The following is a 22,656-nucleotide window of genomic DNA, read 5'->3' as shown; positions in this document are numbered from 1 at the left end:
CGCGGCGGGAGGCACGCGCCTCCCGGAACCCCCGGACGTCCCCCGCGTCGCCGACGCGCGCACCCCAGGAGCCCACCCGTGCCCACCGGGAACACCACCGGAAGCCCTGCCGGAGAACTCACCGACGAACCGACCGAGGACCTCACCGGGGACCCCGCCGCCGTGCGCAGCCTCTGCGTCGTCGGCGCCGGGCCGCGGACCCTCGGCCTGCTGCAGCGCCTCGGCGCCCGCGCGGCCCTGTCGGGCACCGCGCTGGACGTCCACGTCGCCGACCCGTTCGACTCCGGCGCCGGCCGCGTCTGGCGGCGGGAGCAGGAACCCCTGCTGTGGATGAACTCGCGGGCGGCGGACATCACCGTCCTGCCCGACGACAGCGTCACCGGCCTGACCGGCCGGGTGGCGACCGGGCCGTCGCTGCACGGCTGGGTCGAGGAGCACCGCTCGCGACTGGCGGCCGAGGCGGCCGCCGCGGGCGACGACCTGCTGCACCGGGAGGTGCTCGCGGTCCACGAGGGTTCCTTCGTCTCCCGGCGGCTGGCCAGCCGCTACCTGCACTGGGCCTGGGAGCGCACGCTCGCCGGCCTGCCGCCCGCGGTGCGCGTGCACCGGCACCCGCACGCCGCCCTCGACGTGCGCGACGGGGTGGACGGCCGGCAGCTGGTGCACCTGGACGGGCGCGAGCGAGCGCTGGCCGTCGACACCGTCCTGCTGGTGCAGGGCCACCTGGACGTGCGCCCCGGCCCGCGCGAGCGCAGGCTGCGCACGTTCGCCGACGTCCACGGGCTCGCCTACGTGCCGCCCGGGTACACCGGCGACCTGGACCTGGACGTCCTGCCCGCGGGTGCGGACGTCGCCGTGGTGGGCATGGGCCTGGCGTTCGTCGACCTCGTGGTCCGCCTCACCGAGGGCCGCGGCGGGCGCTTCGCCGAACGCGCCGACGGGTCCCTGGACTACCTGCCCAGCGGGCGGGAACCCGTGCTGCACGCAGGGTCGCGGCGCGATGTGCCGTACCGCTCGAAGATCGGCTACCCGGCGCCCGCCGACCTCGGGCTGCCGCGGTACTACACGGTCGAGGCGGCCACCGCCCTGCGCCCGGACGCGGCGCTGGACCTGCGGGCCGACCTGTGGCCGCTGGTGGTCAAGGAGCTCGCCGGGGCGCACTACCGGCAGTTGTTCCACGCCCACCCCGAGCGCACCCGGGGAGCGGCCGCCGGGTTCGACGCGCGGTTCTCCCGCGCCCCCTGGGGCAGCGGCCAGGCCGACGAGCTGGTCGCCCGCGCGGTCCCCGACCCCGCGGACCGCTTCGACGTCGGCGCGCTCGACCGCCCCCTCGACGGCTGGTGGGGCACCTCCGGCGAGGAGGTGCACGCGCGGGTGCTGGAGCACCTGGAGGCCGACCGCGCCCGGCGCAGCGACCCGCGGCACTCCCCCGACGCGGCGGTCGTCGGTGCCCTGCTGTCGGCGTACGTCGTCACCGCCCGCCTGCACGCGGCGGGCCGGCTGGACGCCCGCTCCAGCGCCGTGGACCTCGACGGGTGGTGGCACGGCTTCTTCAGCCACGTCGCGTCCGGCCCCCCGCCGCAGCGCCTGCGCCAGCTGGCGGCGCTGGCCCGGGCCGGGCTGCTGCGCTTCGTCGGCGCCGACGTGCACGTCAGCGCCGACGCGGACGCGGGTGCGTTCGTCGTGACCTCCGGCAGCGGCCCGCACGTGCTGCACGCCCGCGCCCTGGTGGAGGCCCGGTTGCCGCAGCCGGACCTGGAGCGGGCCTCCGACGCGCTGCTGACCCGGTTGCGCGAGCGCGGCGAGGTCCGCGCCCACGAGCTGCAGCAGCAGGGGGCGAGGCTCTCCGACGGCCGGCTCGTGGTCGACGGCGAGGGCCGGCTCGTGCACGCCGACGGCACGGTGCACCCGCGCCGGTTCGCCACCGGCGCCTGGGTGAGCGGGGAGGCCGCCGCAGCGGCGTTCGCCCGCCCCGGCACGGACGCACCGCTCTTCCGCCACCACGACCGGCTCGCCGCCCGCCTGCTCGCGTCCGCCAGCGCGGCCAGCAGCCCTCCCACCACCACCACCCCCGGCTTGCAGCCGGCCGATCCCCCCGGAGGTCGCGAGGGATGACCCCGCCCACGAGCACCCCGCCGCAGGTCGGCGCGGCCGCCGCCGGGACGCCCGGCGCACCCGGTGCACCGCGGGCGGCGGAGCCGGTCAAGGTGCTGCCGGCGCGCCACCCCTGGCGCTGGGCGGCGACGGCCGTCGTCGCGGTGCTGGCCGCGATGGCCGTCAACGCCCTGGTGACGAACCCGGCCTGGGACTGGCCGACCGTGGGGCAGTTCCTCTTCTCGGCGACCATCCTGGAGTCGCTGTGGCTGACCGTCCGCCTCACGCTCGCCGGGACCGCCATCGGCCTGGTGCTCGGCACCGTGCTGGCGCTGATGCGGATGTCGGCGAACCCGCTGCTGAGGGGCGTCAGCTTCGCCTACGTCAGCGTCTTCCGCTCCGTGCCCCTCATCCTGCAGCTGCTGTTCTGGTACAACCTGGCGATCCTCTACGACCGGATCGGGTTCGGCGTCCCCTTCGGCCCGCAGTTCTGGACGGTCTCCACCCAGGACCTCGTCGGCCCCGTCACCGCGGCCTTCCTCGGCCTGGGCCTGCACCAGGCGGCCTACTTCGCCGAGATCGTGCGCTCGGGGTTCCTCGCCGTCGACCCCGGGCAGCGGGAGGCCGCCGCCGCGCTGGGCATCCCCCGCGCCCGGCAGTTCCGGCGCATCCAGCTGCCGCAGGCGCTGCGCGTCATCGTCCCGACCACGGGCAACGAGGTGATCGGCCTGCTGAAGGGGACCTCGGTGGTCTACGTCATGGCGCTGCCCGAGCTCTTCTACCAGGTGCAGGTCGTCTACAACCGCACCGGCCAGGTGATCCCGCTGCTGCTGGTGGCTGCGGTGTGGTACTTCGCCCTGACGACCGCGCTCTCGGCCCTGCAGTGGCTCGTGGAGCGCCACTACGGCCGCGGCAGCACCCGCGAGGACCGGCGGCCAGCGCTGCTGCGGGCGCTGCGCTCCGTGCGGGCCGGCCGCGGCCACCGGGCGGAGGTGGCCCGGTGAGCACCACCGCGAGCTCCCCCGGTGCGGGCGCGGCGAGCGCGCCCCCGCAGCCCGTCGTGCGCCTGCAGGGCGTGCACAAGCGCTTCGGCGCCCTGCACGTGCTGCGCGGCGTGGACCTCACCGTGCAGGCCGGCACCGTCACCGTCGTCCTGGGCTCCTCGGGGTCCGGCAAGTCCACGCTGCTGCGCACCGTCAACCACCTCGAGAAGGTGGACGCCGGCCTCGTCGAGGTCAACGGCGAGCTCATCGGATACCGGCGCGCCGGCCGGCACCTGCGCGAGCTGCACGAGCGCGAGGTGCTGCGCCAGCGCTCGGGCATCGGGTTCGTCTTCCAGGGCTTCAACCTCTTCCCGCACCTGACGGTGCTGGAGAACGTCACCGAGGCGCCCCTGTCGGCCCAGCGCCGCCGCCGCAGCGAGGTGCTGCCCAAGGCGCGGGCGCTGCTGGAGCGGGTCGGGCTGGCCGACAAGGCCGACGAGTACCCCCGTCGGCTGTCCGGCGGGCAGCAGCAGCGCGTGGCCATCGCCCGCGCGCTGGCCCTGGAACCCTCGCTGGTGCTCTTCGACGAACCCACCTCGGCGCTGGACCCGGAACTGGTGGGCGAGGTGCTCGACGTCGTCCGGGACCTGGCCCGCACCGGCACGACGATGGTCGTGGTCACCCACGAGATCGGCTTCGCCCGCGAGGTCGCCGACCGCGTGCTGTTCCTGCACGAGGGCGTCGTCGTCGAGGAGGGTTCCGCCGCCGAGGTCCTCGACGACCCCCGCCACGAACGCACCCGCGCCTTCCTGGCCAAGGTGCTCTGACCCGCTCCCCACCCCGCTCCCGCGAACCCGGTCCGGCGCAGCGCCGGACCGCCCTCCGGCCTGCCCTCGGCAGGCCCGACCCCCGAGGAGACCCCGTGATCACCCGCAGGACCTGGCTCGTGTCGCTCGCCGCCGCCCCCGCCCTGCTGTCCGCCTGCAGCGGCGCGTCGGCCGACCCGGCCGCCGCCCCCGCCGCCACGCCCGCGGCCTCCGGCGGGGTGGACACCAGCCCCGAGCAGGCCGGCCGGCTGACCGTCGAGGCGGTCCCGGAGATCGCCGCGAAGGTGCCGCAGGAGATCCGCGAGCGCGGCACGCTCGTCATCGGGACCACCGGCAGCGGCAACCCGCCGCTGAGCTTCCGCGCCGACGACGACGAGACCGTCATCGGCGTCGAACCCGACATCGCCCTGCTCGTCGCGCAGGTGCTCGACCTCGAACCCGACGTGCGCACGACGTCGTGGGAGAACCTCTTCCTGTCGATGGAGTCCGGCCAGTACGACGTCGGGTTCTCCAACATCACGGTCACCGAGGAGCGCAAGGAGAAGTACGACTTCGCCTCCTACCGCGTGGACACGCTGGCCTGGGAGGTGCCGCAGGACTCGCGGATCACGGCGATCGACGGGCCGGCGGACGTCGCGGGCCTGACGGTGTCGGTCGGCTCGGGCACCAACCAGGAGAAGGTGCTGCTCGACTGGGACGCGCAGAACAGGGCCGCCGGCCGGGAACCGGTCACCGTCCAGTACTACCAGCAGGCCTCCGACACCTACCTGGCGCTGCGGTCCGGCCGCATCCAGGCCGCCTTCGGACCCAACCCCACCGCCGCCTACCACGCGCTCGTCGCCGGGGACACGAAGGTCGTGGGCCTGGTGCCCGGCGGCGGCACGGTGCAGGCCGACATCGCCGCCACGACGCAGAAGGGCAACGGCCTCGTGCAGGCGCTGGCGGACGCCCTGAACCACCTCATCGGGACCGGCGCCTACGCGAGCACCCTGGAGCGCTGGAACCTCGCCGACGAGGCGGTCCCGGTCTCCGAGGTCAACCCGCCCGGGCTGCCGAAGGCCGGCTGAGCGCCCGCGGTCACCGGCGGGGGAACACCCCCGCCGGTGACCGCGTTGACCGCCTCACGGGGGCGTGGGACCCTGGGAGCAGGTCACGAGCGCCGACGCGAAGCCCCGGCTGGTCGGCCGGCAACCCTCTCCCGTGCGTGGGGTGCCCCGGGTGATGACCAGGTCCGCGGAAGGCCGCGGGCAAGGCGTGGGCGCCGCCCGGCGCCTGCCGACGACGTGGAGGAGCTTCGACATGCAGCTGCGGATCCCGGTGCCCCGGCCGGCGGGGGACGGTCTCGTCCTCGAGGTGCGCGGGACGGTGGAGCACGGGGACGCCCGGGGGCGCACCCTCGGCTTCCCGACCGCGAACCTGTCGCTGCCCGACGAGGACGAGCACCTGCTCGACGGGGTGTGGGCGGGCACGGTGCAGGTGGACCCCGCCCTCGACGGCCCGGTGCACGTGGCCGCGGTCTCGGTGGGGCGGCGGCCGACGTACTACGCCGCCGACGGGGTGCGCCTGCTGGAGGCGCACCTGCTCGACGTCAGCGCCGACCTCTACGGCCGCGAGGTGCTCGTGCTGCTGCACCGGCACCTGCGCCCGCAGCTGGCGTTCTCGGGGTCCGAGGAGCTCGTGGAGCAGATGCACCGCGACGTCGAGGCCACCCGCGCCTGGGCCGCGGAGGCCGCGCGACCGCTCGCGGGCTGAGCCGGGCGGGACCGCTCCGACGACGACGGGGCGGGTGGAGGGGTTCCCCTCCACCCGCCCCGTCGTCGTCTCAGGTGCCGGGCAGGTCCTTCTCGAAGGCCAGCGGCCCGATGGTCTGCGGGTCGGCGTCCAGGTCGAACAGCGGACGGTAGCCGCAGCGCAGGTACAGCGTGCGCGCCTCCGGCTGGCGCGGGCCGGTCGTCAGGTGCAGGCGGGAGTACCCGGCGCGGGTGGCGCGCTCCTCCAGCTCGGCCAGCACCCGCCGGCCCAGCCCGCGGCGGCGGTGCGCGGGGTGGGTCCAGATGCGCTTGAGCTCCGCCGTGCGCTCGTCGTAGCGGCGGTAGGCGCCGCCGGCGACGGCACCCCCCTCCTCCAGCAGCAGCAGGAGCACGCCGTGCGGCGGCTCGAACTCGCCGGCGGGGAAGCGTTCGAGCTCCTGGCGCACCTGCTCGGGGGTTCCGCCGTAGCGGGTGCCGTACTCGCGGGCGAGGTCGTCGAACAGCGGCCGGGCGAGGTCGTCGTGCACCGGGACCACCTGGACCACCAGTTCGCCGGGTTCCGCGGTCACCGCGCCTCCTCCATCGCCCGGCGGCCGGGGACGGCCTCGAGCAGCTCGACGGTGTACGGGTGCCGCGGGCGGGTGAACACCTCGGCGGTGGGCGCCAGTTCCACCAGCTCGCCGTGGCGCATCACCCCCACCCGGTCGCTGACCTGGCGCACGACGGCGAGGTCGTGGGAGATGAACAGGTAGCTCAGGCCCTGGTCGGCCTGCAGCTGCACCAGCAGTTCCAGGATGCGCGCCTGGACGGAGACGTCGAGCGCGGACACCGGTTCGTCGCAGACGACGAGCTCGGGGTCCAGCGCCAGCGCCCGCGCGATCGCGACCCGCTGGCGCTGCCCGCCGGACAGCTCCGCGGGACGGCGCTCGAGCACGTCCGCCGGCAGCTGCACCTTCTCCAGCAGCTCGGCCGCGCGCCGCCGGCGGCTCGTGCGGTCGCCGACGCCGAAGGCGCGCAGGGGTTCGGCGACGGTCTCGCCGACGGCCAGCCGGGGGTCCAGGGAGGCGTAGGGGTTCTGGTAGACCAGCTGCATCCGGCGGCGCAGCTCGCGCCAGGCGCGCCCGCGCAGACCGGTGGTGTCCCGGCCGTCGACGAGCACCTGCCCGGAGGTGGGGCGTTCCAGGCCGAGGACCAGGCGGGCCGTGGTCGTCTTGCCGGACCCGGACTCGCCGACCAGGCCGACGGTCTCCCCCCGCCCGATGGAGAAGCTGACGCCGTCCACGGCGCGCTGGGTGCGGCCGCGCCCGGGCAGGGCGAACTCCTTGACCAGCGAGCGGACCTCCACGAGGGGTTCCGCCGCCGCGCGTCCCACCGCTGCCGGGACCGCCGGGGCGCCCGCCGCGGCGCGCGGGAGGGGGCGCGGGACGGCGGTGACGCGGGCGCTGGACAGGCTGGGTGCGCTGGCGACCAGCGAGGCCGTGTAGGGGTGGCGGGGTGCGGTGAGCACCTGCCGCGCGCTGCCCGTCTCCACGACGCGCCCCTGCGACACCACCACCACCCGCGAGGCCCGGTCGGCGGCCACCGCGAGGTCGTGGGTGATGAGCAGCACCGCCGTGCCGCTCTCGCGCCGCAGGTGCTCCAGGTGGTCCAGGACCTGGCGCTGCACCGTCACGTCGAGGGCGCTCGTGGGCTCGTCGGCCACCAGCAGCCGGGGCCCGGCCGCGAGGCCGACGGCGATGAGGACGCGCTGGCGCATCCCCCCGGACAGCTCGGCCGGGTACTGCCGGGCGCGCACGCCGGCGTCGGGCAGGCCGGCCGCGGTGAGCAGTTCCACGGCCCGGGCGCGCGCCGCCGCGCCCCTGGCCAGCCCGTGCACCACGAGCGCCTCGGCCACCTGCTCGCCGATGCGCTTGACGGGGTTCAGCGACAGCGTGGGGTCCTGGGGCACCAGGCCGATGCGCGCTCCGCGCACCGAGCGCCACGCCTTCTCGGACAGCCCGACGAGCTCCTCGCCCTCCAGCCGCACCGACCCGCCGTCCACGGTCCCGGAGGCGGGCAGCAGGCCGACGACGGCGTGGGCGGTGGTGCTCTTGCCCGATCCGGACTCGCCGACGACGGCGACGACCTCGCCGGGGTGCACCTCGAAGGAGACGCCGCGCACGACCTCGCGCCGGCGGTCGCCGGAGCCGTAGGAGATGCGCAGGTCGCTCACCTGCAGCAGGGGGGTGCTCACGCGGCGGTCCTCCGCTCCAGGGCGCGGGCGATGCGGTTGGCCGACAGCACGACGGCGGCGACCACGAGGCCCGGCAGGGTGGTCAGCCACCAGGCGGTGGCCAGGTAGTCGCGCCCGCCGGAGACGAGCGAGCCCCACTCGGGGGCGGGCGGCGGGGCGCCGAAGCCGAGGAAGCTCAGCGCGGAGACGGCCAGCACGGCGATGCCGAACTCCAGGGCCGACAGCGCCAGCACGGGACCGGCGGCGTTGGGCAGGACGTGGCGCAGCAGCACGGCGCTGGTGCGCACCCCGCCGGCCCGGGCGGCCTCCACGTAGACGGCCGCGCCGACCTTGAGGACCTCCGAGCGCATCACCCGGGCGAAGTTCGCGACGGTGCCGATGCCGACGGCGACCGCCACCTCCACCGTGCCGAAGCCCAGCGCCGTGATGAGCGCCATCGACAGCAGCAGCGCGGGGATGGACAGCAGGACGTCCACGACGCGCATGGCGACGTCGTCGACGAGCCCGCGCACGAAACCGGCGACCAGGCCGATCGCGGAACCGACGACCAGCCCGATGAGCACCGCGAGCACCGTGGCCTGCAGCGTCAGCCGCGAGCCGTGGACGACGCGGGCGAACAGGTCCCGGCCCAGGTGGTCGGTGCCGAACGGGTGCGCCGCCGAGGGCGCCTGCAGGCGGTCGGCGGGCACGCCGTCGATCGCGCTCTGCGCGGTGAACACCGAGGGCACCAGCGCCCAGGCCAGGACCAGCGCGACGACGGCGACCGCGAGCAGCAGGTCCGGGCGGCGGGCCCACGCCGGCACGCGCACCCCCCGGCGACGCGCGCGCCGGGCGCCGAGCGCGCCGGCCTGGCGGCGGTAGCGCTCCTCGATCTCCAGCACGTCGAGGACCGACTCCGGCGGGGCGGGGCGGGAGGTGCTGCTCACGAGGTGCTCCCCACGACGGGACGGGCGGTGGCGCGCGCGGTGCGCCGCGCGGAGGCGCGGGCGCCGCCGAGCAGGCGGATGCGCGGGTCGACGACCGGGTAGAGCAGGTCGACGAGGAGGTTGGTCGCCACGAACACCGCCGCCGCCAGGAGCACGAGCCCCTGCACCAGCGGGATGTCCTGGCCGTTGACGGCCGTGACCGTCAGCCGGCCGATGCCCACGCGGGAGAAGACGGTCTCGACGACCACGGCGCCCGCGAGCAGGTTGCCGACGACGACGCCGGCGATCGTCAGCGCGGGGATCGTCGCGTTGCGCAGCGCGTGGCGCAGGTGCACGCGCGCCCGGGAGGCGCCCTTGGCGCGGGCCGTCTCCACGTAGGGCTCGGCGAGGGCGGTGCGCAGCCCGCGGGCGAGCACCTGGGCGATCGAGGCCGACACCGGCACGGCCAGCGTCACCGCCGGCAGCACGAGGCTGGCGGCGCCCTCGTTGCCCAGCGCGGGGAAGAGCGGCAGGCGGAAGGACAGCAGCTGGACCAGCAGCAGGCCGACCCAGAACGTCGGCAGCGAGACCCCCAGCGGGGGCAGCGCCAGCAGCAGGCTGCGCACCCAGCCCCACCGCGCCCAGGTGCTGGCCAGCGCGGTGCCGACCCCCAGCACCAGGGCCAGGGCGAACGCCGCGGCGGCCAGCAGGGCGGTCTGCGGCAGCGCGTCGCCGATGAGCCGGGTGACGGGGGCGCCGTTGGAGATCGAGGTGCCCAGGTCCAGGTGCAGCGTGCGCCACAGCGCGCCGGCGTACTGCACGGGCAGCGGGTCGTCGAGGCCGTGCTCGGCGCGCAGCGCGGCCAGCTGCGCGGGGTCGACGTCGACCTGCTCGCCCTGCCCGCCGCCCAGCATCACCGCGACGGGGTCGCTGGGCAGCAGGTAGAGGATGACGAACGTCACCGTGAACGCGGCCCACAGGACGAGGACCGCCTGCCCGACCCGGCGCGCGAGGTACCCGGCGAGGGTGCTGCTCACGCCTGGATCCAGGCGTCGTAGAACCACAACCGGGAGGAACCCTCGAACTGCAGGTCGTGGACCTGCTCGCGCGCGGCGATGACGGTCGACAGCTCGACGAGCGGGACCGAGTGCGCCTCGGTCAGCAGCTGCCGGGAGGCCTGCGCCACGAGCTCGGAGCGCTGCGCGGCGTCCAGCGTCGCGGCCTGCTGGTCCAGCGCGTCGTCGACGGCGCCGCGCGGGCGCTGGGCGACGTTGCGGGCGCTCTGCGCGAACACGGTGCGCAGCACGTCCGGGTCGGAGCGGGTGAGGTTGTAGAACAGCACGTCGTAGTCGCCGGACTCCTGCACGGCGTTCGTCTCGGCGACGGTGGCCTGCTTGAGCTGCAGGTCGACACCGACCTCGCGCAGCTGCTGCTGCACGAGCTCGAGCACCGCCGAGACGGGCTGCCAGAACGTCACGGTGAACGTCAGGCGCTGCCCGTCCTTGGTGCGGATCCCGTCCGCGCCCTCGCTCCAGCCGGCCTCGTCGAGCAGCGCCGCCGCGCCCTCGGGGTCGTGCACCAGCAGGTCGGCGTCGTCGGGGGCCGAGGGCGTGGAGGCCGACAGCGCCGAGGTGACCGCCACGTCGCCGGGGTTGAGGATGGCGGCGAGCTGCTCGCGGTCGATCGCCCTGGACAGCGCCTGGCGCACCCGCACGTCGGAGAACAGCGGCCGGGAGGAGTTGGGGAAGAAGTTGTACGGGATCCCCGGGTTGGCGCGGCGCTGCGTCCAGAAGCCGTCGCCGTCGAACTGCGGCAGGTCCTGCGCGGCGATCCCCGCGGTCGCGTCGATCTGCCGCGAGAGCAGCGAGCCGGTGCGGACGCTGGACTCGGGCACGACCTGGTAGGTGATGGTGTCCAGGTACGCCTCGCCGGTGTGCCGGGAACCGGTGGGACCCCAGTCGTACCCGGTGCGCTTGTCCAGCACCACCTCGCTGTCCTTGGTGTAGGACCCGACGGTGAACGGCCCGGAACCCACCAGCGCGCTGCCGTCGCAGCGGGCGGCGGGATCGGCGGTGGTGGTGGCGGGCGACACCAGCCCCAGGCTCATCGTCGACGTCGCCTGCAGGAACTGCGCGCTGGGCCGCTCGAAGGTCACGACGGCGGTCTGCGCGTCCGGCGTCGAGGTGCCGGTGTAGCCGGCCAGGTAGGTCGAGCCGAGGGAGGCCTTGGCGCCCAGGGCGACGATCCCGTCGAGGTTGGCCTTGACGGCCGCCGCGTCGACGGGGGTGCCGTCGCTGAACGTGGCGCCGGTGCGCAGGTGGAAGGTGAACGTCGTGGCGTCCGGGCTGACCTCCCACGACTGCGCCAGCCACGGCTGGACGGAACCGTCCTCGGGGCTCTGCACCGTCAGGGAGTCCACCAGCTGCCGGCCGATGTTCAGCGCGTCGTTGTTGCCGACCTGCTGGGGGTCGATGCAGCCGGAGTCGACCGAGATGGCGAACCGGAGGTTCCCGCCGCGGACCGGGGTGCCGTCGCCGGCGGCGGGCTCGGAACCCCCACCGCCCCCGCCGCAGGCGGCGGCGGTGAACAGCGCGAGCAGGGCGGGGGCGGCGAGCAGGGGCGTGCGGGTGCGCAAGGGGGCTCCAGGAGGGCTGAGGGGGACCGCGACCGCACGAGCGCAGGCCGCAGCGCACCGGGCCACGGGCCCGGTGGGGGGTGGTGCTCGTGGTCAGCGACAGCCGGTGGAGCAGGTGCGGCACAGGTCGACGACCCGCCGCAGGATCGGCACGTGGGACTTCGCGCTCACGGTTCTCCTCCATCGGTCCTGGCGGAAGCACCCGCGCCCGTTGCCGGGGGGTTGCTGCGACGTCGCCGAGCCAGGTCTCTCAGCCGCTCTGGATGGTGTTCTCCCAGCGAGCATACGCACACCGGGTGCCCGCGCTCAACCCGCTCACAACCTCCGGTGCATCACGTGCAGGCCCACCAGGCCGTGCACCGGGTGCTCGAACGCCTCCGGGACGGTCCCCACGATGGAGAACCCCAGCGCCTTCCCCAGCGCGACGGCCGGCGCGTTCGTCTCGACGACGGCGTCGACCTGCACCGCGAGGAAACCCTGCTCGCGCGAGAGCGCCAGCACGTGCTCGGCCAGCGCGCGGCCGACGCCGCGGCCGCGGGCGTGCGGGGCGACCACGACGCCGGCCGTCGCCACGTGCGCACCCGGACCGGGCAGGTTCGGCGCGGCCCTCGCCGTGCCCAGGACCCGCTCGTCCTCGACCGCGACGACCGTGCACCCGGGCGGAGGTCCCACCCACGCCCGCAGGGCGCGCTCGGAGGTCAGCCCGCGCGGGAGGGCGAACACCTCCTCCTCGGCGACGACCTCGTCGAAGAACGGCCACACCTGCTGCCAGTCCGCGTCGGCGAACGCGCGGATCAGCACGGGCGCACCCGCAGGACCGCGTCGGCCAGGGCGCTCCAGCTCAGCAGCGCGCACTTGACCCGGGCCGGGTACCTGGACACCCCGGCGAGGGCGACCCCGTCGCCGAGCACGTCCTCGTCGCCCGCGTCCGCGCCCTTGCTGGTGAGCATCCCGTGCATCGCCTCGCGGGTGCGCTGCACCTGCTCCAGCGGGCGGCCGACGACGAGGTCGTGCAGGACGGACGCCGAGGCGCGGCTGATCGAGCAGCCCTCCGCGTCGTAGGACACGTCGCGCACCGTGCCGTCCTCGGCCAGGTCCACCCGCAGCGTCACCTCGTCGCCGCAGGTGGGGTTCACGTGGTGGACCTGGGCGCCGAAGGGTTCCCGCAGCCCGCTGCCGTGCGGCCGCTTGGAGTGCTCGATGATCAGCTGCTGGTACAGGTCCACGGCGCCCAGGCTCTCACGCGGCCCTCGTCAGGCGAACAGCTCGTGCGCGCGGTGCAGGCCGCGCAGGACGGCGTCCACGTCGGAGGGCTGGTTGTACGGGCCGAAGCTCACCCGGGTGGTGGCCGCGGCGCCGAGGCGGCGGTGCAGCGGCCAGGCGCAGTGGTGGCCCACCCGCACGGCCACGCCCTCGTCGTCGAGCAGCTGCCCGACGTCGTGGGCGTGCACGCCGTCGACGACGAAGGAGACCAGGCCGACCCGGTCCGCGGCCGCGGCCGGTCCGACCACCCGCACCCACGGCAGCTCGCCGAGGCGCCCCAGCAGCAGCTCCGTCAGCGCGCGCTCGTGGGCCTCGACGCGCTCGATGCCGCGCCCGCCGGGGGCCAGGGCGCGCAGGTAGTCCACCGCGGCGTGCAGGCCCACGGCCTGCGCGGCCATCGGCACGCCGGCCTCGAACTTCTGCGGCGCCGGCGCGTAGGTGGAGCGCTCCATGCGGACCAGCTCGATCATCGAGCCGCCGGTCAGGAACGGCGGCATCGCCTCCAGCAGCTCCGCACGCCCCCACAGGACCCCGACGCCCGAGGGCCCGAGCGCCTTGTGGCCGGAGAACGCGGCGAGGTCGACGCCGAGGGCGGGCAGGTCCACCCCCAGGTGCGGCACCGACTGGCAGGCGTCCAGGACGGTGAGCGCGCCCACCCGGCGGGCGGCGGCGACGAAGCGGGGGACGTCGGCGACGGCGCCCAGGACGTTGGAGGCGTGCGCGAACGCCACCACCCGGGTCCGCCCGGTGACCGCCCGGTCGAGCGCGTCGGCGTCGAGCACCCCCTCGTCGGTGACCCCGACCCAGCGCAGCACCGCACCGGTGCGCGCGCACAGCTCCTGCCACGGCACGAGGTTCGCGTGGTGCTCGGCCTCGGTGACGAGGACCTCGTCGCCCTCGGCGAGGACGAACCGCGGGTCGACGCGCTGGCCGTCCGGCGCCGACCCGCGCTGGGCGTAGGCCGTCGAGGTGCTGAAGGCGTGCGCGACGAGGTTCAGCGACTCGGTGGCGTTCTTGGTGAACACCACCTCCTGCGCCGGCGCCCCCACGAACGCGGCGACCGCGGCGCGGGCGGCCTCGAAGGCGTCGGTGGCCTCCTCGGCCAGCTGGTGCGCGCCGCGGTGCACGGCCGCGTTGTGCTGGGCGTAGAAGCGCCGCTCGGCGTCGAGGACGGCCAGCGGCTTCTGCGAGGTCGCCCCGGAGTCCAGGTACACCAGCGGCCTGCCCGAGCGCGTCGTGCGGGCCAGGATCGGGAAGTCGGCGCGCAGCGCGGCCAGTTCCGCCTCGTCGAACGGCGCGGCCGCCGACCCGCCGGTCGTGCTCGCCGCGCTCGTCCCGCTCGTCGTGCCGGTGGTCACCGGGGGTCCTTCTCGCCGGCGTCCACGGCGATCCGCAGCCGGTTCTCCGCCGGCGGCAGCGGGCAGGTGGCGTGGTCGGTGAACGCGCACGGCAGGTTCTGGGTGCGGTTGAGGTCCAGCACGAGGCGGCCGTCGGCGCCGGGCGCGTCGACGCTCAGCGAGCGGGTCGTGCCGGTCGTGCTGACCCCGCTGGTGGCGTCGGTGAACTGGACGGTCAGCCCGTCGGCGGCGCCGTAGGCGAGCAGTTCCTGCGGCTGCCCGTCGACCTCGAAGCGGATCGTGCCGACACCGGCCTGGTGGTGCCGCAACCCCTCCACCACGGCGTCGACGACGACGTCGCGGACCTGCTCGAACGGGGTGAACGTGGCCTCCAGGACCCAGCGCTCGTCGAAGTCGAACACCGGCACGCCCGTGAACGCGGCCAGCGCCGGCGCGTGCGGGTCGCGCACCCGCAGCGCGTGCAACCCGCTGCGCTGCATGACCTCGACGCGTCGCTCGCCGACCTCGAGCAGGGTTCCCGGCGCCCCCTCGGGGGTGGGGACGAACAGCTCGCCGTCGACGGCGGCGCCGTCGGCGACCAGGCCGTCGGCGGCGCCGGCCAGCACCCGCACCCCGCCCTCGGCCGATGCCCAGCGACCGGGCAGGTCGGCGACGGCGGCCGGCTCGGTGTCCAGCCAGTGCAGGCCGGTGAGGCTGAGCCAGCCGTGCGGACGGCTCAGCTCGGCGGTGCGCCGGGCGCGCCAGTCCTCCCAGCGGCTGCGGGCTGCGGCGGTGTCGAGCGTGGTGGCGGTCACGGGGCTCCTCAGGCGGTGGCGCGGTGGGCGGTGTGCTGGTGCGGGTGGCGCAGGCCGAGGTGGTCGCGCAGGGTGCTGCCGCTGTAGGCGGTGCGGTAGCTGCCGCGCTCCTGCAGCAGCGGGACGACGCGGTCGACGAACTCGTCCAGACCGGTCGGGGTGAGGCTGGGCACGAGGATGAACCCGTCGCAGGCGTCGGCCTGCACGTACTCGTCCATCTCCTGCGCGACCTGCTCGGGGGTGCCCACGAACTGCTGCCGGCCGGAGACCTCGATGACGAGCTCGCGGACGCTGAAGCCCCGCGCCTGCGCGAGCTCGCGGTAGCCGCGGGCCACCGCGACGGGGTCCTTGGCGTGCTTGACCCGCCCCTGGACGATGGTGGAGGCCGGGTCCGGGTCGAACTCCGGCAGCGGGCCGTCGGGGTCCAGACCGGTGAGGTCGCGGCCCCACACCTGTTCCAGGAACGCCACCGCCTGCTCCGGCCCGACCTGCTGCAGGCGGATCTCGTACGCCCGCTCGCGCGCCTGCTCGGGGGTGTCGCCGAGGACGAACGTCGCACCGGGCAGGATCCTCAAGTCGTCGCCGGAACGCCCGGCGCGCACCGCCCGCGAGCGCATGTCGGCGGTGAAGCGCTGCCCGGCCTCCAGGCTGCCGTGCATCGTGAAGATGGCGTCGGCGTACGTGGCGCCGAACTGGCGGCCCTCGTCGGAGTCCCCGGCCTGGAAGAGGACCGGGTGCCCCTGGGGGCTGCGCGGCAGCAGCCCGGGGGCGCGGACGTCGAACTGCGGGCCGGTGTGCGCGACGGTCCCGATCCCGGCGCTGGAGGCGAACACGCCGCGCTCGGGGTCGGCCACCAGCGCGTCCCGGGACCAGGAGTCCCAGAACTCCCGGGTCACGTCGACGACCTCGCGGGCGCGCGCGTAGCGCTCGGAGTGGGCCAGGTAGCCGCCGCGGCGGAAGTTCTCGCCCGTGAAGGCGTCGGAGCTGGTGACGACGTTCCACGCCGCCCGCCCGCCGGACAGGTGGTCCAGCGAGGCGAACTGCCTGGCCAGCTCGTAGGGCTCGTTGAACGTGGCGTTGATCGTCCCGGCCAGTCCCAGGTGGGTCGTCACCGCCGCCAGCGAGTTCAGCACGGTCAGGGTGTCCGGGCGCCCGACGACGTCCAGGTCGTAGATCTGCCCGCGCTGCTCGCGCAGCCGCAGCCCCTCGGCGAGGAAGAAGAAGTCCATGAGCCCGCGCTCGGCGGTGCGGGCCAGGTGGGTGAAGGAGGAGAAGTCGACCTGGCTGCCGGCGCGGGGGTCGCGCCAGACGGTGGTGGCGTTGACGCCCGGGAAGTGGGCGCCGAGGTGGATGCGGCGGCTCATCGGGTTCCTCCCGCGACGGGTCGGGCGTAGCGGCTGGTGGGGCGGGGCAGGCCGAAGCGCTCGCGCAGCGTGCCGGCGGCCCCGGCGGGCGGCGCGGGCGGGCGCAGCCCCCGCGCGCGCAGCCGCGGGACGACGTCGCGGGCGAGCTGCTCGAGGGTGGCCGGCAGGTCCAGCGGGGCGAGGACGGCGCCGTCGAGGCCGTCGGGCAGCTCCTCCAGCGCCCGCGCGAGGGAGTCCGGCGTCCCCAGGTGGCGCAGACCGCGCGGCGGGTGCCCGGGGCTCAGCTCCTCCAGGCGGGCCGCGAGGTCCACCGCCGCGGCCGCGTCGGGGCGCAGCAGGACCTCCACGTCGAGCAGCACGAGCAGGTCGCGCCCGGCGGCCGCGCGCAGCTGCCGGGCCCGCTCGGCGGCGCTCGCCCCGTCCGGCGCCTGCACGCGGGCGACGTCGGCGTGCGCGGCGGCCACCGCCAGCGAGGCCTCGTCGCGCACGGGGACGACGACCAGCGGCTGCCCCTGGGGGGACCGCGGGGTGATCGAGGGGCCCTTGACGGAGAAGCGCCCGCCCCGGAAGTCGACGTGGTGCAGCTTGTCGCGGTCCACGTAGCGGCCCGTGGCGAGGTCGCGCACGACGGCGTCGTCCTCCCAGCTGTCCCACAGCCGGCGCACGACGTCGACCGTCTCGGCGGCCTCCTGCCACAGCTCGGCGGTCTCCTGGACGCCCTCGCGGCCGAAGGCGTCGGCCTCCTCGGCCGTGGTGGAGACCTCCACCTGCCAGCCGGCGCGGCCGAGGCTGGTGAAGTCCAGGGTGGCGATCGCCTTGTTCGTGTGGAACGGCTCGGTGTGCGTGGTGGTGACCACCGGCACCAGGCCGGTGCGGGCCGTCAGCGGCGCGAGGTGGGCGGCGACGGCGACGGCGTCGAGGCGGCCGCGCTGGTCGTGCTCCTCGGGCGAGCCGAGGCGGAAGGAGTCCGGGACGACGAGCAGGTCCAGGTCCGCCGCGTCGGCGGTCGCTGCCAGGCGCCGCCAGTGCGCGGCGGTGAACAGCTCCGCGGGGCGGGCACCGGGCAGCCGCCAGGCGGCGGGGTGGCGGCCGGCGCCGTCGAGCTCGACGCCCAGGCGCAGCGGGCGGGAGGGACTGCTGGGCACGGTGGTGCGGGACATGCGACCCCCTGGGGGCTGTCGTGACCTGCCGGGTGCCCGATCGGGCACCCGGGGACGCCGGGGAGCCCCGGCGGCGGCGGCTCGCGGACGAGCCGGTCAGCGACAGACGGCGGAGCGGGTGCGGCACAGGTCGACGTGCCGGCGCTGGACAGCGCGGAAGGAGCGGCCGACCGACCGCCCGCCCTCGGTTCCCCGCGCACGCACGGCACGAGGGTACGGCGCGGCTACCCTGGCGACCAAGCCGGCCACGGCCCCTCCCCGAGCCCTGCGAGGACTGCATCCGCATGAGCACCGCGCCCACGCCCGCCGAGGACCGCGCCCAGGACGGCACCGGGGACCTCGTCTTCCCGCCGCCGCCGGAGTTCGCGGCGCAGGCCAACGTCGGGGCGCAGGAGTACGAGCGCGCCGCCGCCGACCCGGAGGCGTTCTGGGCCGAGCAGGCCCGGCGGCTGCAGTGGGACGAGCCCTTCACGACGGTCTTCGACGGCTCGACGCTGCCGACCGCGCAGTGGTTCACCGGGGGCAGGCTCAACGTGGCGGTGAACTGCGTGGACCGCCACGTCGCCGCCGGCCGCGGCGACAAGGTCGCGCTGCACTGGGAGGGCGAACCCGGGGACTCGCGCACGATCACCTACGCCCAGCTGAAGGACGAGGTCTGCCGGCTCGCGAACGCGCTCGAGGAGCTCGGCGTCGGCCACGGCGACCGCGTCGTGCTCTACCTGCCGGTGCTGCCGGAGACGATCGTCACCACGATGGCGTGCGCGCGCATCGGCGCCGTCGTGTCCCTGGTGTTCGGGGGGTTCTCCGCCGAGGCGCTGCGCTTCCGCGTGGAGGACACGCAGGCCAAGCTGCTCGTCTGCACCGACGGGCAGTTCCGCCGCGGGAAGGCGGTCGCCGTCAAGGGCGCCGCGGACGCCGCGGTGGCGGGGCTGGACCACGTCGAGCACGTCCTCGTGCTGCGCCGCACCGGGGAGCGGACCCCGGACGTGCCGTGGACGGCGGGCCGCGACGTGTGGTGGCACGAGCTGGTGGACCGCCAGAGCAGCGAGCACGTCGCGCCGAGCTTCGACGCGGAGAACCCGCTGTTCATCATCTACACCTCCGGCACCACCGGGAAGCCGAAGGGGCTGGTGCACACCAGCGGCGGCTACCTGACGCACACCTCCTGGTCGCACTGGGCGGTGTTCGACGTCAAGGACGACGACGTCTACTGGTGCCAGGCGGACCTGGCCTGGGTCACCGCGCACAGCTACGAGATGTACGGGCCGCTGTCCAACGGCGTCACCCAGGTGATCTACGAGGGGTCGCCGCTGACCCCGCACCCCGGCCGGCACTTCGAGGTCATCGAGAAGTACGGCGTGACGATCTACTACACCGCGCCCACGCTCGTGCGGACGTTCATGAAGCACGGGCCGGAACTGCCGGCGCGCTTCGACCTGTCCTCGCTGCGGCTGCTGGGTTCCGTCGGCGAGGCCATCAACCCCGAGGCGTGGACGTGGCTGCACCGGGAGGTCGGCGGCGGGCGCTGCCCGATCGTGGACACCTGGTGGCAGTCGGAGACGGGCGCCGCCGTCGTGGCCCCGCTGCCCGGGGTGACACCGCTGAAGCCGGGGTCGGGCACCGTGCCGCTGCCCGGCCTGGCGGCCACGGTCGTCGACGAGGCCGGGGACGAGTGCGCCCCCGGCCAGACCGGCGTCCTCGTCATCACCCGCCCGTGGCCGGGCATGGCGCGCACGGTGTGGCGCGACCACGCGCGGTTCGTGAAGTCCTACTGGGAGCCGTACGCCGCGCAGGGCTGGTACCTGGCGGGCGACGCGGCCACCAAGGACGCCGACGGCTACATCTGGATCGGCGGGCGCATCGACGACGTCCTCAACGTCTCCGGGCACCGGCTCTCCAGCATCGAGCTGGAGTCCGCGCTGGTCTCGCACCCGCGGGTGGCGGAGGCGGCCGTCGTCGGCGCTCCCGACGAGACGACCGGTCAGCGCATCGTCGCCTTCGTCATCACCCGCGGCGGCGGCCCCGCCGACGACCCGCACGAGAGCGCGCTGGCCGACCAGCTGCGCGCCCACGTGGCGCAGCAGATCGGCCCCGTCGCCCGACCGCGCGACGTCGTCGTGGTGCCGGACCTGCCCAAGACCCGCTCGGGCAAGATCATGCGCCGGCTCATGGCGGACATGACCGCCGGCCGCGGGGGCGGCGACGTCACCTCGCTGCAGGACGAGACGGCGCTCGCCGCCGTCGAGACGGCCTGGGCCGCGTACACCGCCTCCCGCTGACCCCTCCCCGGGCGGCGCCGCGGTGGCAGGATCGGCGGACCCGCCGCGGCGCCGTCGGCACGGAGCGCGGCGGTCCCGCGGTGCGGATGTCCTCCGGCCGGGTCGCGGTGCGTCACCTGGTCGAGCGGCGGCAGGCGCCGCGTCGAGAGGAGCGATCATGCAGTACGTGCTGTTCATCTGCACCGACCCCGCCGGGGAGCCCTACGACGAGGCGTCCGACGACGTCGAGACGTGGTTCACCAGCCTGCAGGAGCAGGGCAAGCACCTGGCCGGCGACCGGCTGCGCCCGGTCGAGGACGCCACCACCGTGCGCGTGCGCGGCGGGGAGAAGCTCGTCACCGACGGGCCGTTCGCGGAGACGCGCGAGTGGATCGCCGGCTTCGACCTCGTCGAGGCCGCCGACCTGGACGAGGCCGTCGAGATCGCGGCGGCGCACCCGATGGCGCGCTTCGGGCGCATCGAGGTCCGCCCCGTCTGGCCCCTCTGAGCCGGTGCGGTCCCCCGTGCCGGCCGCGGACGCCGCGGCGCCGGTCGCGGCCACCCTGGCGCGGGTGGTCGCGGCCGACCACGCCCGGATCGTGGCCGCCGTCATCGCCACCGTCGGCGACTGGCAGGTGGCCGAGGACGCCCTGCAGGACGCGTGCGAACGCGCCCTGACCTCCTGGGCGCACGACGGCCTGCCCGCCAACCCCGCCGGGTGGCTGGTGACGACCGCCCGCCGCCGCGGCATCGACCTGCTGCGCCGCGCCGCCGGGCGCGAGTCGACCGCGCAGCGCTACGGCTCGGCGCTCGAGCGCGGGCTGCTCGCACCCGACGACGGCGGTGACGGCGACGACGGCGGCGGCGGACCGGGGATCGGCGACGACCGGCTGCGGCTGGTGCTGACCTGCGCCCACCCCGCCCTGCCGCTGCAGGCCAGGGTCGCCCTGACCCTGCGCACGGTGCTGGGCTGGACGCCGGCGGAGATCGCCCGCTCGCTGCTGAGCACCGAGGCGGCGATCGACAAGCGCCTGGTGCGGGCCCGCGCCAAGATCGCCCACGCCGGCATCCCCTACCGCCTGCCCTCCCCGCAGGACCTGCCCGGGCGGATCGACGGCGTCCTGGCGGTGGTGCACCTGCTGTTCACCACCGGCTACGCCGACGCCGGGCGCGCCGAGCTCATGGCGGAGGCGGTGCGGCTGGGGCGGCTGGTGCGGGACCTGCTGGAACCCGCCGCCCCCGAGCGCTGCGAGGCCTCCGGCCTGCTGGCGCTCATGCTCGCCCAGCGCTCGCGGCAACGGGCCCGCTTCGACGCCGACGGCGAACCGGTCCTCATGGACCGGCAGGACCGCTCGCTGTGGGACCGGGACGCCGTCGCCGAGGCGCGGCACCTGCTCGACGAGGTGCTCCAGCACGCGGCGCACCGCCGCCGGCCGGTGGGCCGCTACGTGCTGCAGGCGGCCATCGCCCTCGAGCACGCCCAGCCGCGGGAGGCCGGCGACACCGACTGGGTGCGCATCGCCGAGCTGCACCGCCTGCTCGACCGGGTGGCCGGCTCGCCGGCGCAGCGCATCGCGTGGGCGGTCGCCGCCGGTCGCGCGCACGGTCCCCTGCGAGGGCTGGAGGTCCTCGACGGCGTCCGCCGCGGCGAGGGGCTGCACCTGTTCCACGCCGCCCGCGCCGACCTGCTGGAGGCGGCGGGGCAGCTCGCGGAGGCGGAACGCGCCTACGCCCGCGCCGCGGGACTGGCTCCCGGTGCGGGTGAGCGCGCGGCGCTGAGCGCCCGGCAGCGGGCCCTCGCCGACCGGTGCACCCGCACCGCGCCCACCACCCGCCCCTGACCGGCCCCGACCGGCCCGGCGCCGCCGGGGGCGCAGGCGCAGCGGCCGCTCAGGCCCCGGTGGCGAACCGGCCGGGCCGGAAGGGGGCCAGCAGCGGGTTCGGCCGCCCGGTGAGGACCTCCCGCGCGGTGAACTCGCCCAGGACGAGCCCGAGGGTGGCCCCGCTGTGGGTGAACAGCACGTGCAGCCCGTCGACGCCGTCGACGGGCCCGACGACGGGCTCGCCGTCGCCGGGGATCGGCTTGGGGCCGACGCCGAAGCCGTCGAGCTCGAGCACGGGGTTGCCGGCCAGGACCCGCGAGGCCTCCGCCAGCAGGCCCTCCACCGTGCTCTCCCGCACCTCGTGGTCGCCGTCGCCGTGGACGACGACCTCCCGCTCCGACCACGCGGAGTCCAGCACCAGCCTCCCGCCGGGTGCCGGGCGCACCGCGACGCGCGGGGTGTTGAGCACGGCCCGCAGCGCGACGTCGACGGGACGGGTGCGCAGCAGCAGCGCGACCGGGGAGCCGTCGGGGACGACGACGCCGAGCTCGGCGAGGTCGCGCGGGGCCCGCGGGCCGGTGGCCAGCACGACCGCGTCGGCGGGCAGGCTCGCGCCCGAGCCCGTCACCACACCCGTGACGCGCCCGCCCTCGACGACGGGGCGGGCGCGGCCGACGCCGGTGCGCAGCCGCCCGCCGGCGGCCCGGAAGCGCTCCAGCAGGGCGCCCACGGCCAGCGGCAGGTCCACCCAGCCCTCACCGGGGTTGAAGACCGCACCCTCGGCGGCGACGGCGGCGGGGTCCACCCCGGGGGTCCACGCGGCGACCTCCTGCGGCGACAGCCACACCGAGTCGTAGCCGATGGACAGCTCGTGGGCGTGCCGCTCGCGGTGGCTCTCCCCCGGCGCCGCCCACGTCAGGCCGCCGTCGAAGCGCAACCCCTCGTGCAGGCCGGTGCGGGCGGCGAAGGTGCGCCAGCGGTCGATGCCGACCGTGCGCAGCAGGTGGTAGGCGTCGCTGCGGGCACCGGCGGAGTTCAGCCAGGACAGCGAGCGGCCGCTGGCGCCGGAGGCGACGCCGGCCTCGGTGACGAGGTCGACCGACGCGCCGGCGCGGGCCAGGTGCGCGGCCGCGGAGGCGCCGAGGACGCCGGCGCCGACGACGACGACCCGGGCGGTGGAGGTGGGCACGCCCCCATCCTCCACCGCC

20 protein-coding genes and 2 riboswitches are annotated in these 22,656 nt (G+C 76.1%); of the genes, 8 read left to right on the top strand and 12 right to left on the bottom strand.

The window, feature by feature from the left end:
• The first annotated feature begins 78 nt into the window (after positions 1-78).
• The 5 genes from ACRYM2_RS04715 to ACRYM2_RS04695 all read left to right on the top strand — a co-directional run bounded on the left by ACRYM2_RS04715 (position 79) and on the right by ACRYM2_RS04695 (position 5,656).
• Positions 79-2,115: an FAD/NAD(P)-binding protein gene (locus tag ACRYM2_RS04715; RefSeq protein WP_432520246.1), complete on the top strand. Its 2,037-nt coding sequence runs from the start codon at positions 79-81 to the stop codon at positions 2,113-2,115.
• A complete protein-coding gene (locus ACRYM2_RS04710; RefSeq protein ID WP_432520244.1) occupies positions 2,112-3,098 on the top strand; it encodes an amino acid ABC transporter permease in 987 nt (328 codons plus the stop codon). The genes ACRYM2_RS04715 and ACRYM2_RS04710 overlap by 4 nt, the downstream gene beginning before the upstream one ends.
• A complete protein-coding gene (locus ACRYM2_RS04705; RefSeq protein ID WP_432520242.1) occupies positions 3,095-3,904 on the top strand; it encodes an amino acid ABC transporter ATP-binding protein in 810 nt (269 codons plus the stop codon). The genes ACRYM2_RS04710 and ACRYM2_RS04705 overlap by 4 nt, the downstream gene beginning before the upstream one ends.
• 95 nt (positions 3,905-3,999) lie before the next feature.
• Positions 4,000-4,971 carry an ABC transporter substrate-binding protein gene (locus ACRYM2_RS04700; protein ID WP_432520240.1) on the top strand — a complete coding sequence of 324 codons (972 nt, stop codon included), beginning with the start codon at positions 4,000-4,002 and terminating at the stop codon, positions 4,969-4,971.
• An 81-nt stretch (positions 4,972-5,052) separates the two neighbouring features.
• A riboswitch (SAM riboswitch) is annotated at positions 5,053-5,164 on the top strand.
• A complete protein-coding gene (locus tag ACRYM2_RS04695; protein ID WP_432520238.1) occupies positions 5,126-5,656 on the top strand; it encodes a riboflavin kinase in 531 nt (176 codons plus the stop codon). (Overlaps the previous riboswitch by 39 nt.)
• 70 nt (positions 5,657-5,726) lie before the next feature.
• Here ACRYM2_RS04695 and ACRYM2_RS04690 read toward each other — a convergent pair whose 3' ends face one another.
• From ACRYM2_RS04690 to ACRYM2_RS04640, 11 genes are all read right to left on the bottom strand, one after another.
• Positions 5,727-6,224: a GNAT family N-acetyltransferase gene (locus ACRYM2_RS04690; protein ID WP_432520236.1), complete on the bottom strand. Its 498-nt coding sequence runs from the start codon at positions 6,222-6,224 to the stop codon at positions 5,727-5,729.
• Positions 6,221-7,888, bottom strand: coding sequence for a dipeptide ABC transporter ATP-binding protein (locus tag ACRYM2_RS04685; RefSeq protein ID WP_432520234.1), 1,668 nt, complete (start codon positions 7,886-7,888; stop codon positions 6,221-6,223). Before ACRYM2_RS04685 ends, ACRYM2_RS04690 begins: the two co-directional genes overlap by 4 nt.
• Positions 7,885-8,697 carry an ABC transporter permease gene (locus tag ACRYM2_RS04680; RefSeq protein ID WP_432520345.1) on the bottom strand — a complete coding sequence of 271 codons (813 nt, stop codon included), beginning with the start codon at positions 8,695-8,697 and terminating at the stop codon, positions 7,885-7,887. Before ACRYM2_RS04680 ends, ACRYM2_RS04685 begins: the two co-directional genes overlap by 4 nt.
• Before the next feature lie 113 nt (positions 8,698-8,810).
• Positions 8,811-9,830 carry an ABC transporter permease gene (locus tag ACRYM2_RS04675; protein WP_432520232.1) on the bottom strand — a complete coding sequence of 340 codons (1,020 nt, stop codon included), beginning with the start codon at positions 9,828-9,830 and terminating at the stop codon, positions 8,811-8,813.
• Positions 9,827-11,428 carry an ABC transporter substrate-binding protein gene (locus ACRYM2_RS04670; protein WP_432520230.1) on the bottom strand — a complete coding sequence of 534 codons (1,602 nt, stop codon included), beginning with the start codon at positions 11,426-11,428 and terminating at the stop codon, positions 9,827-9,829. Before ACRYM2_RS04670 ends, ACRYM2_RS04675 begins: the two co-directional genes overlap by 4 nt.
• Positions 11,429-11,605: 177 nt before the next feature.
• Positions 11,606-11,698, bottom strand: a riboswitch (SAM riboswitch).
• 45 nt (positions 11,699-11,743) lie between these two features.
• Positions 11,744-12,229: a GNAT family N-acetyltransferase gene (locus tag ACRYM2_RS04665; RefSeq protein WP_432520228.1), complete on the bottom strand. Its 486-nt coding sequence runs from the start codon at positions 12,227-12,229 to the stop codon at positions 11,744-11,746.
• A complete protein-coding gene (gene sufU / locus ACRYM2_RS04660) occupies positions 12,223-12,663 on the bottom strand; it encodes a Fe-S cluster assembly sulfur transfer protein SufU (protein ID WP_432520343.1) in 441 nt (146 codons plus the stop codon). Before sufU ends, ACRYM2_RS04665 begins: the two co-directional genes overlap by 7 nt.
• A gap of 18 nt (positions 12,664-12,681) precedes the next feature.
• Complete coding sequence (locus ACRYM2_RS04655; protein ID WP_432520226.1) at positions 12,682-14,049, bottom strand: SufS family cysteine desulfurase; 1,368 nt, start codon at positions 14,047-14,049, stop codon at positions 12,682-12,684.
• Complete coding sequence (locus ACRYM2_RS04650) at positions 14,046-14,843, bottom strand: DUF1684 domain-containing protein (protein ID WP_432520224.1); 798 nt, start codon at positions 14,841-14,843, stop codon at positions 14,046-14,048. The genes ACRYM2_RS04655 and ACRYM2_RS04650 overlap by 4 nt, the downstream gene beginning before the upstream one ends.
• Before the next feature lie 8 nt (positions 14,844-14,851).
• Positions 14,852-16,207 carry an NtaA/DmoA family FMN-dependent monooxygenase gene (locus tag ACRYM2_RS04645; RefSeq protein ID WP_432520222.1) on the bottom strand — a complete coding sequence of 452 codons (1,356 nt, stop codon included), beginning with the start codon at positions 16,205-16,207 and terminating at the stop codon, positions 14,852-14,854.
• Positions 16,204-17,367, bottom strand: a complete 1,164-nt coding sequence (locus ACRYM2_RS04640) for an LLM class flavin-dependent oxidoreductase (protein ID WP_432520220.1) — start codon at positions 17,365-17,367, stop codon at positions 16,204-16,206. Before ACRYM2_RS04640 ends, ACRYM2_RS04645 begins: the two co-directional genes overlap by 4 nt.
• Positions 17,368-17,651: 284 nt before the next feature.
• Here ACRYM2_RS04640 and acs point away from each other — a divergent pair, with 284 nt between their 5' ends.
• The 3 genes from acs (at position 17,652) to ACRYM2_RS04625 (ending at position 21,466) form a co-directional block, all read left to right on the top strand.
• A complete protein-coding gene (acs, locus tag ACRYM2_RS04635; protein WP_432520218.1) occupies positions 17,652-19,646 on the top strand; it encodes an acetate--CoA ligase in 1,995 nt (664 codons plus the stop codon).
• Positions 19,647-19,803: 157 nt separating this feature from the next.
• Positions 19,804-20,133, top strand: a complete 330-nt coding sequence (locus ACRYM2_RS04630) for a YciI family protein (protein ID WP_432520216.1) — start codon at positions 19,804-19,806, stop codon at positions 20,131-20,133.
• A gap of 16 nt (positions 20,134-20,149) precedes the next feature.
• Positions 20,150-21,466, top strand: a complete 1,317-nt coding sequence (locus tag ACRYM2_RS04625) for an RNA polymerase sigma factor (protein WP_432520214.1) — start codon at positions 20,150-20,152, stop codon at positions 21,464-21,466.
• A gap of 49 nt (positions 21,467-21,515) precedes the next feature.
• Here ACRYM2_RS04625 and ACRYM2_RS04620 read toward each other — a convergent pair whose 3' ends face one another.
• Positions 21,516-22,637 (bottom strand): NAD(P)/FAD-dependent oxidoreductase, encoded by a 1,122-nt coding sequence (locus tag ACRYM2_RS04620; RefSeq protein WP_432520212.1) that lies wholly within the window; start codon positions 22,635-22,637, stop codon positions 21,516-21,518.
• Positions 22,638-22,656: the final 19 nt, after the last annotated feature.

The sequence above is a fragment of the Kineococcus aridisoli genome (genome assembly GCF_050871885.1).
Classification (GTDB): domain Bacteria; phylum Actinomycetota; class Actinomycetes; order Actinomycetales; family Kineococcaceae; genus Kineococcus.
The sequence above is the reverse complement of the archived record's forward strand: the minus strand, read 5'-3'. Positions and strand labels throughout refer to the sequence as shown.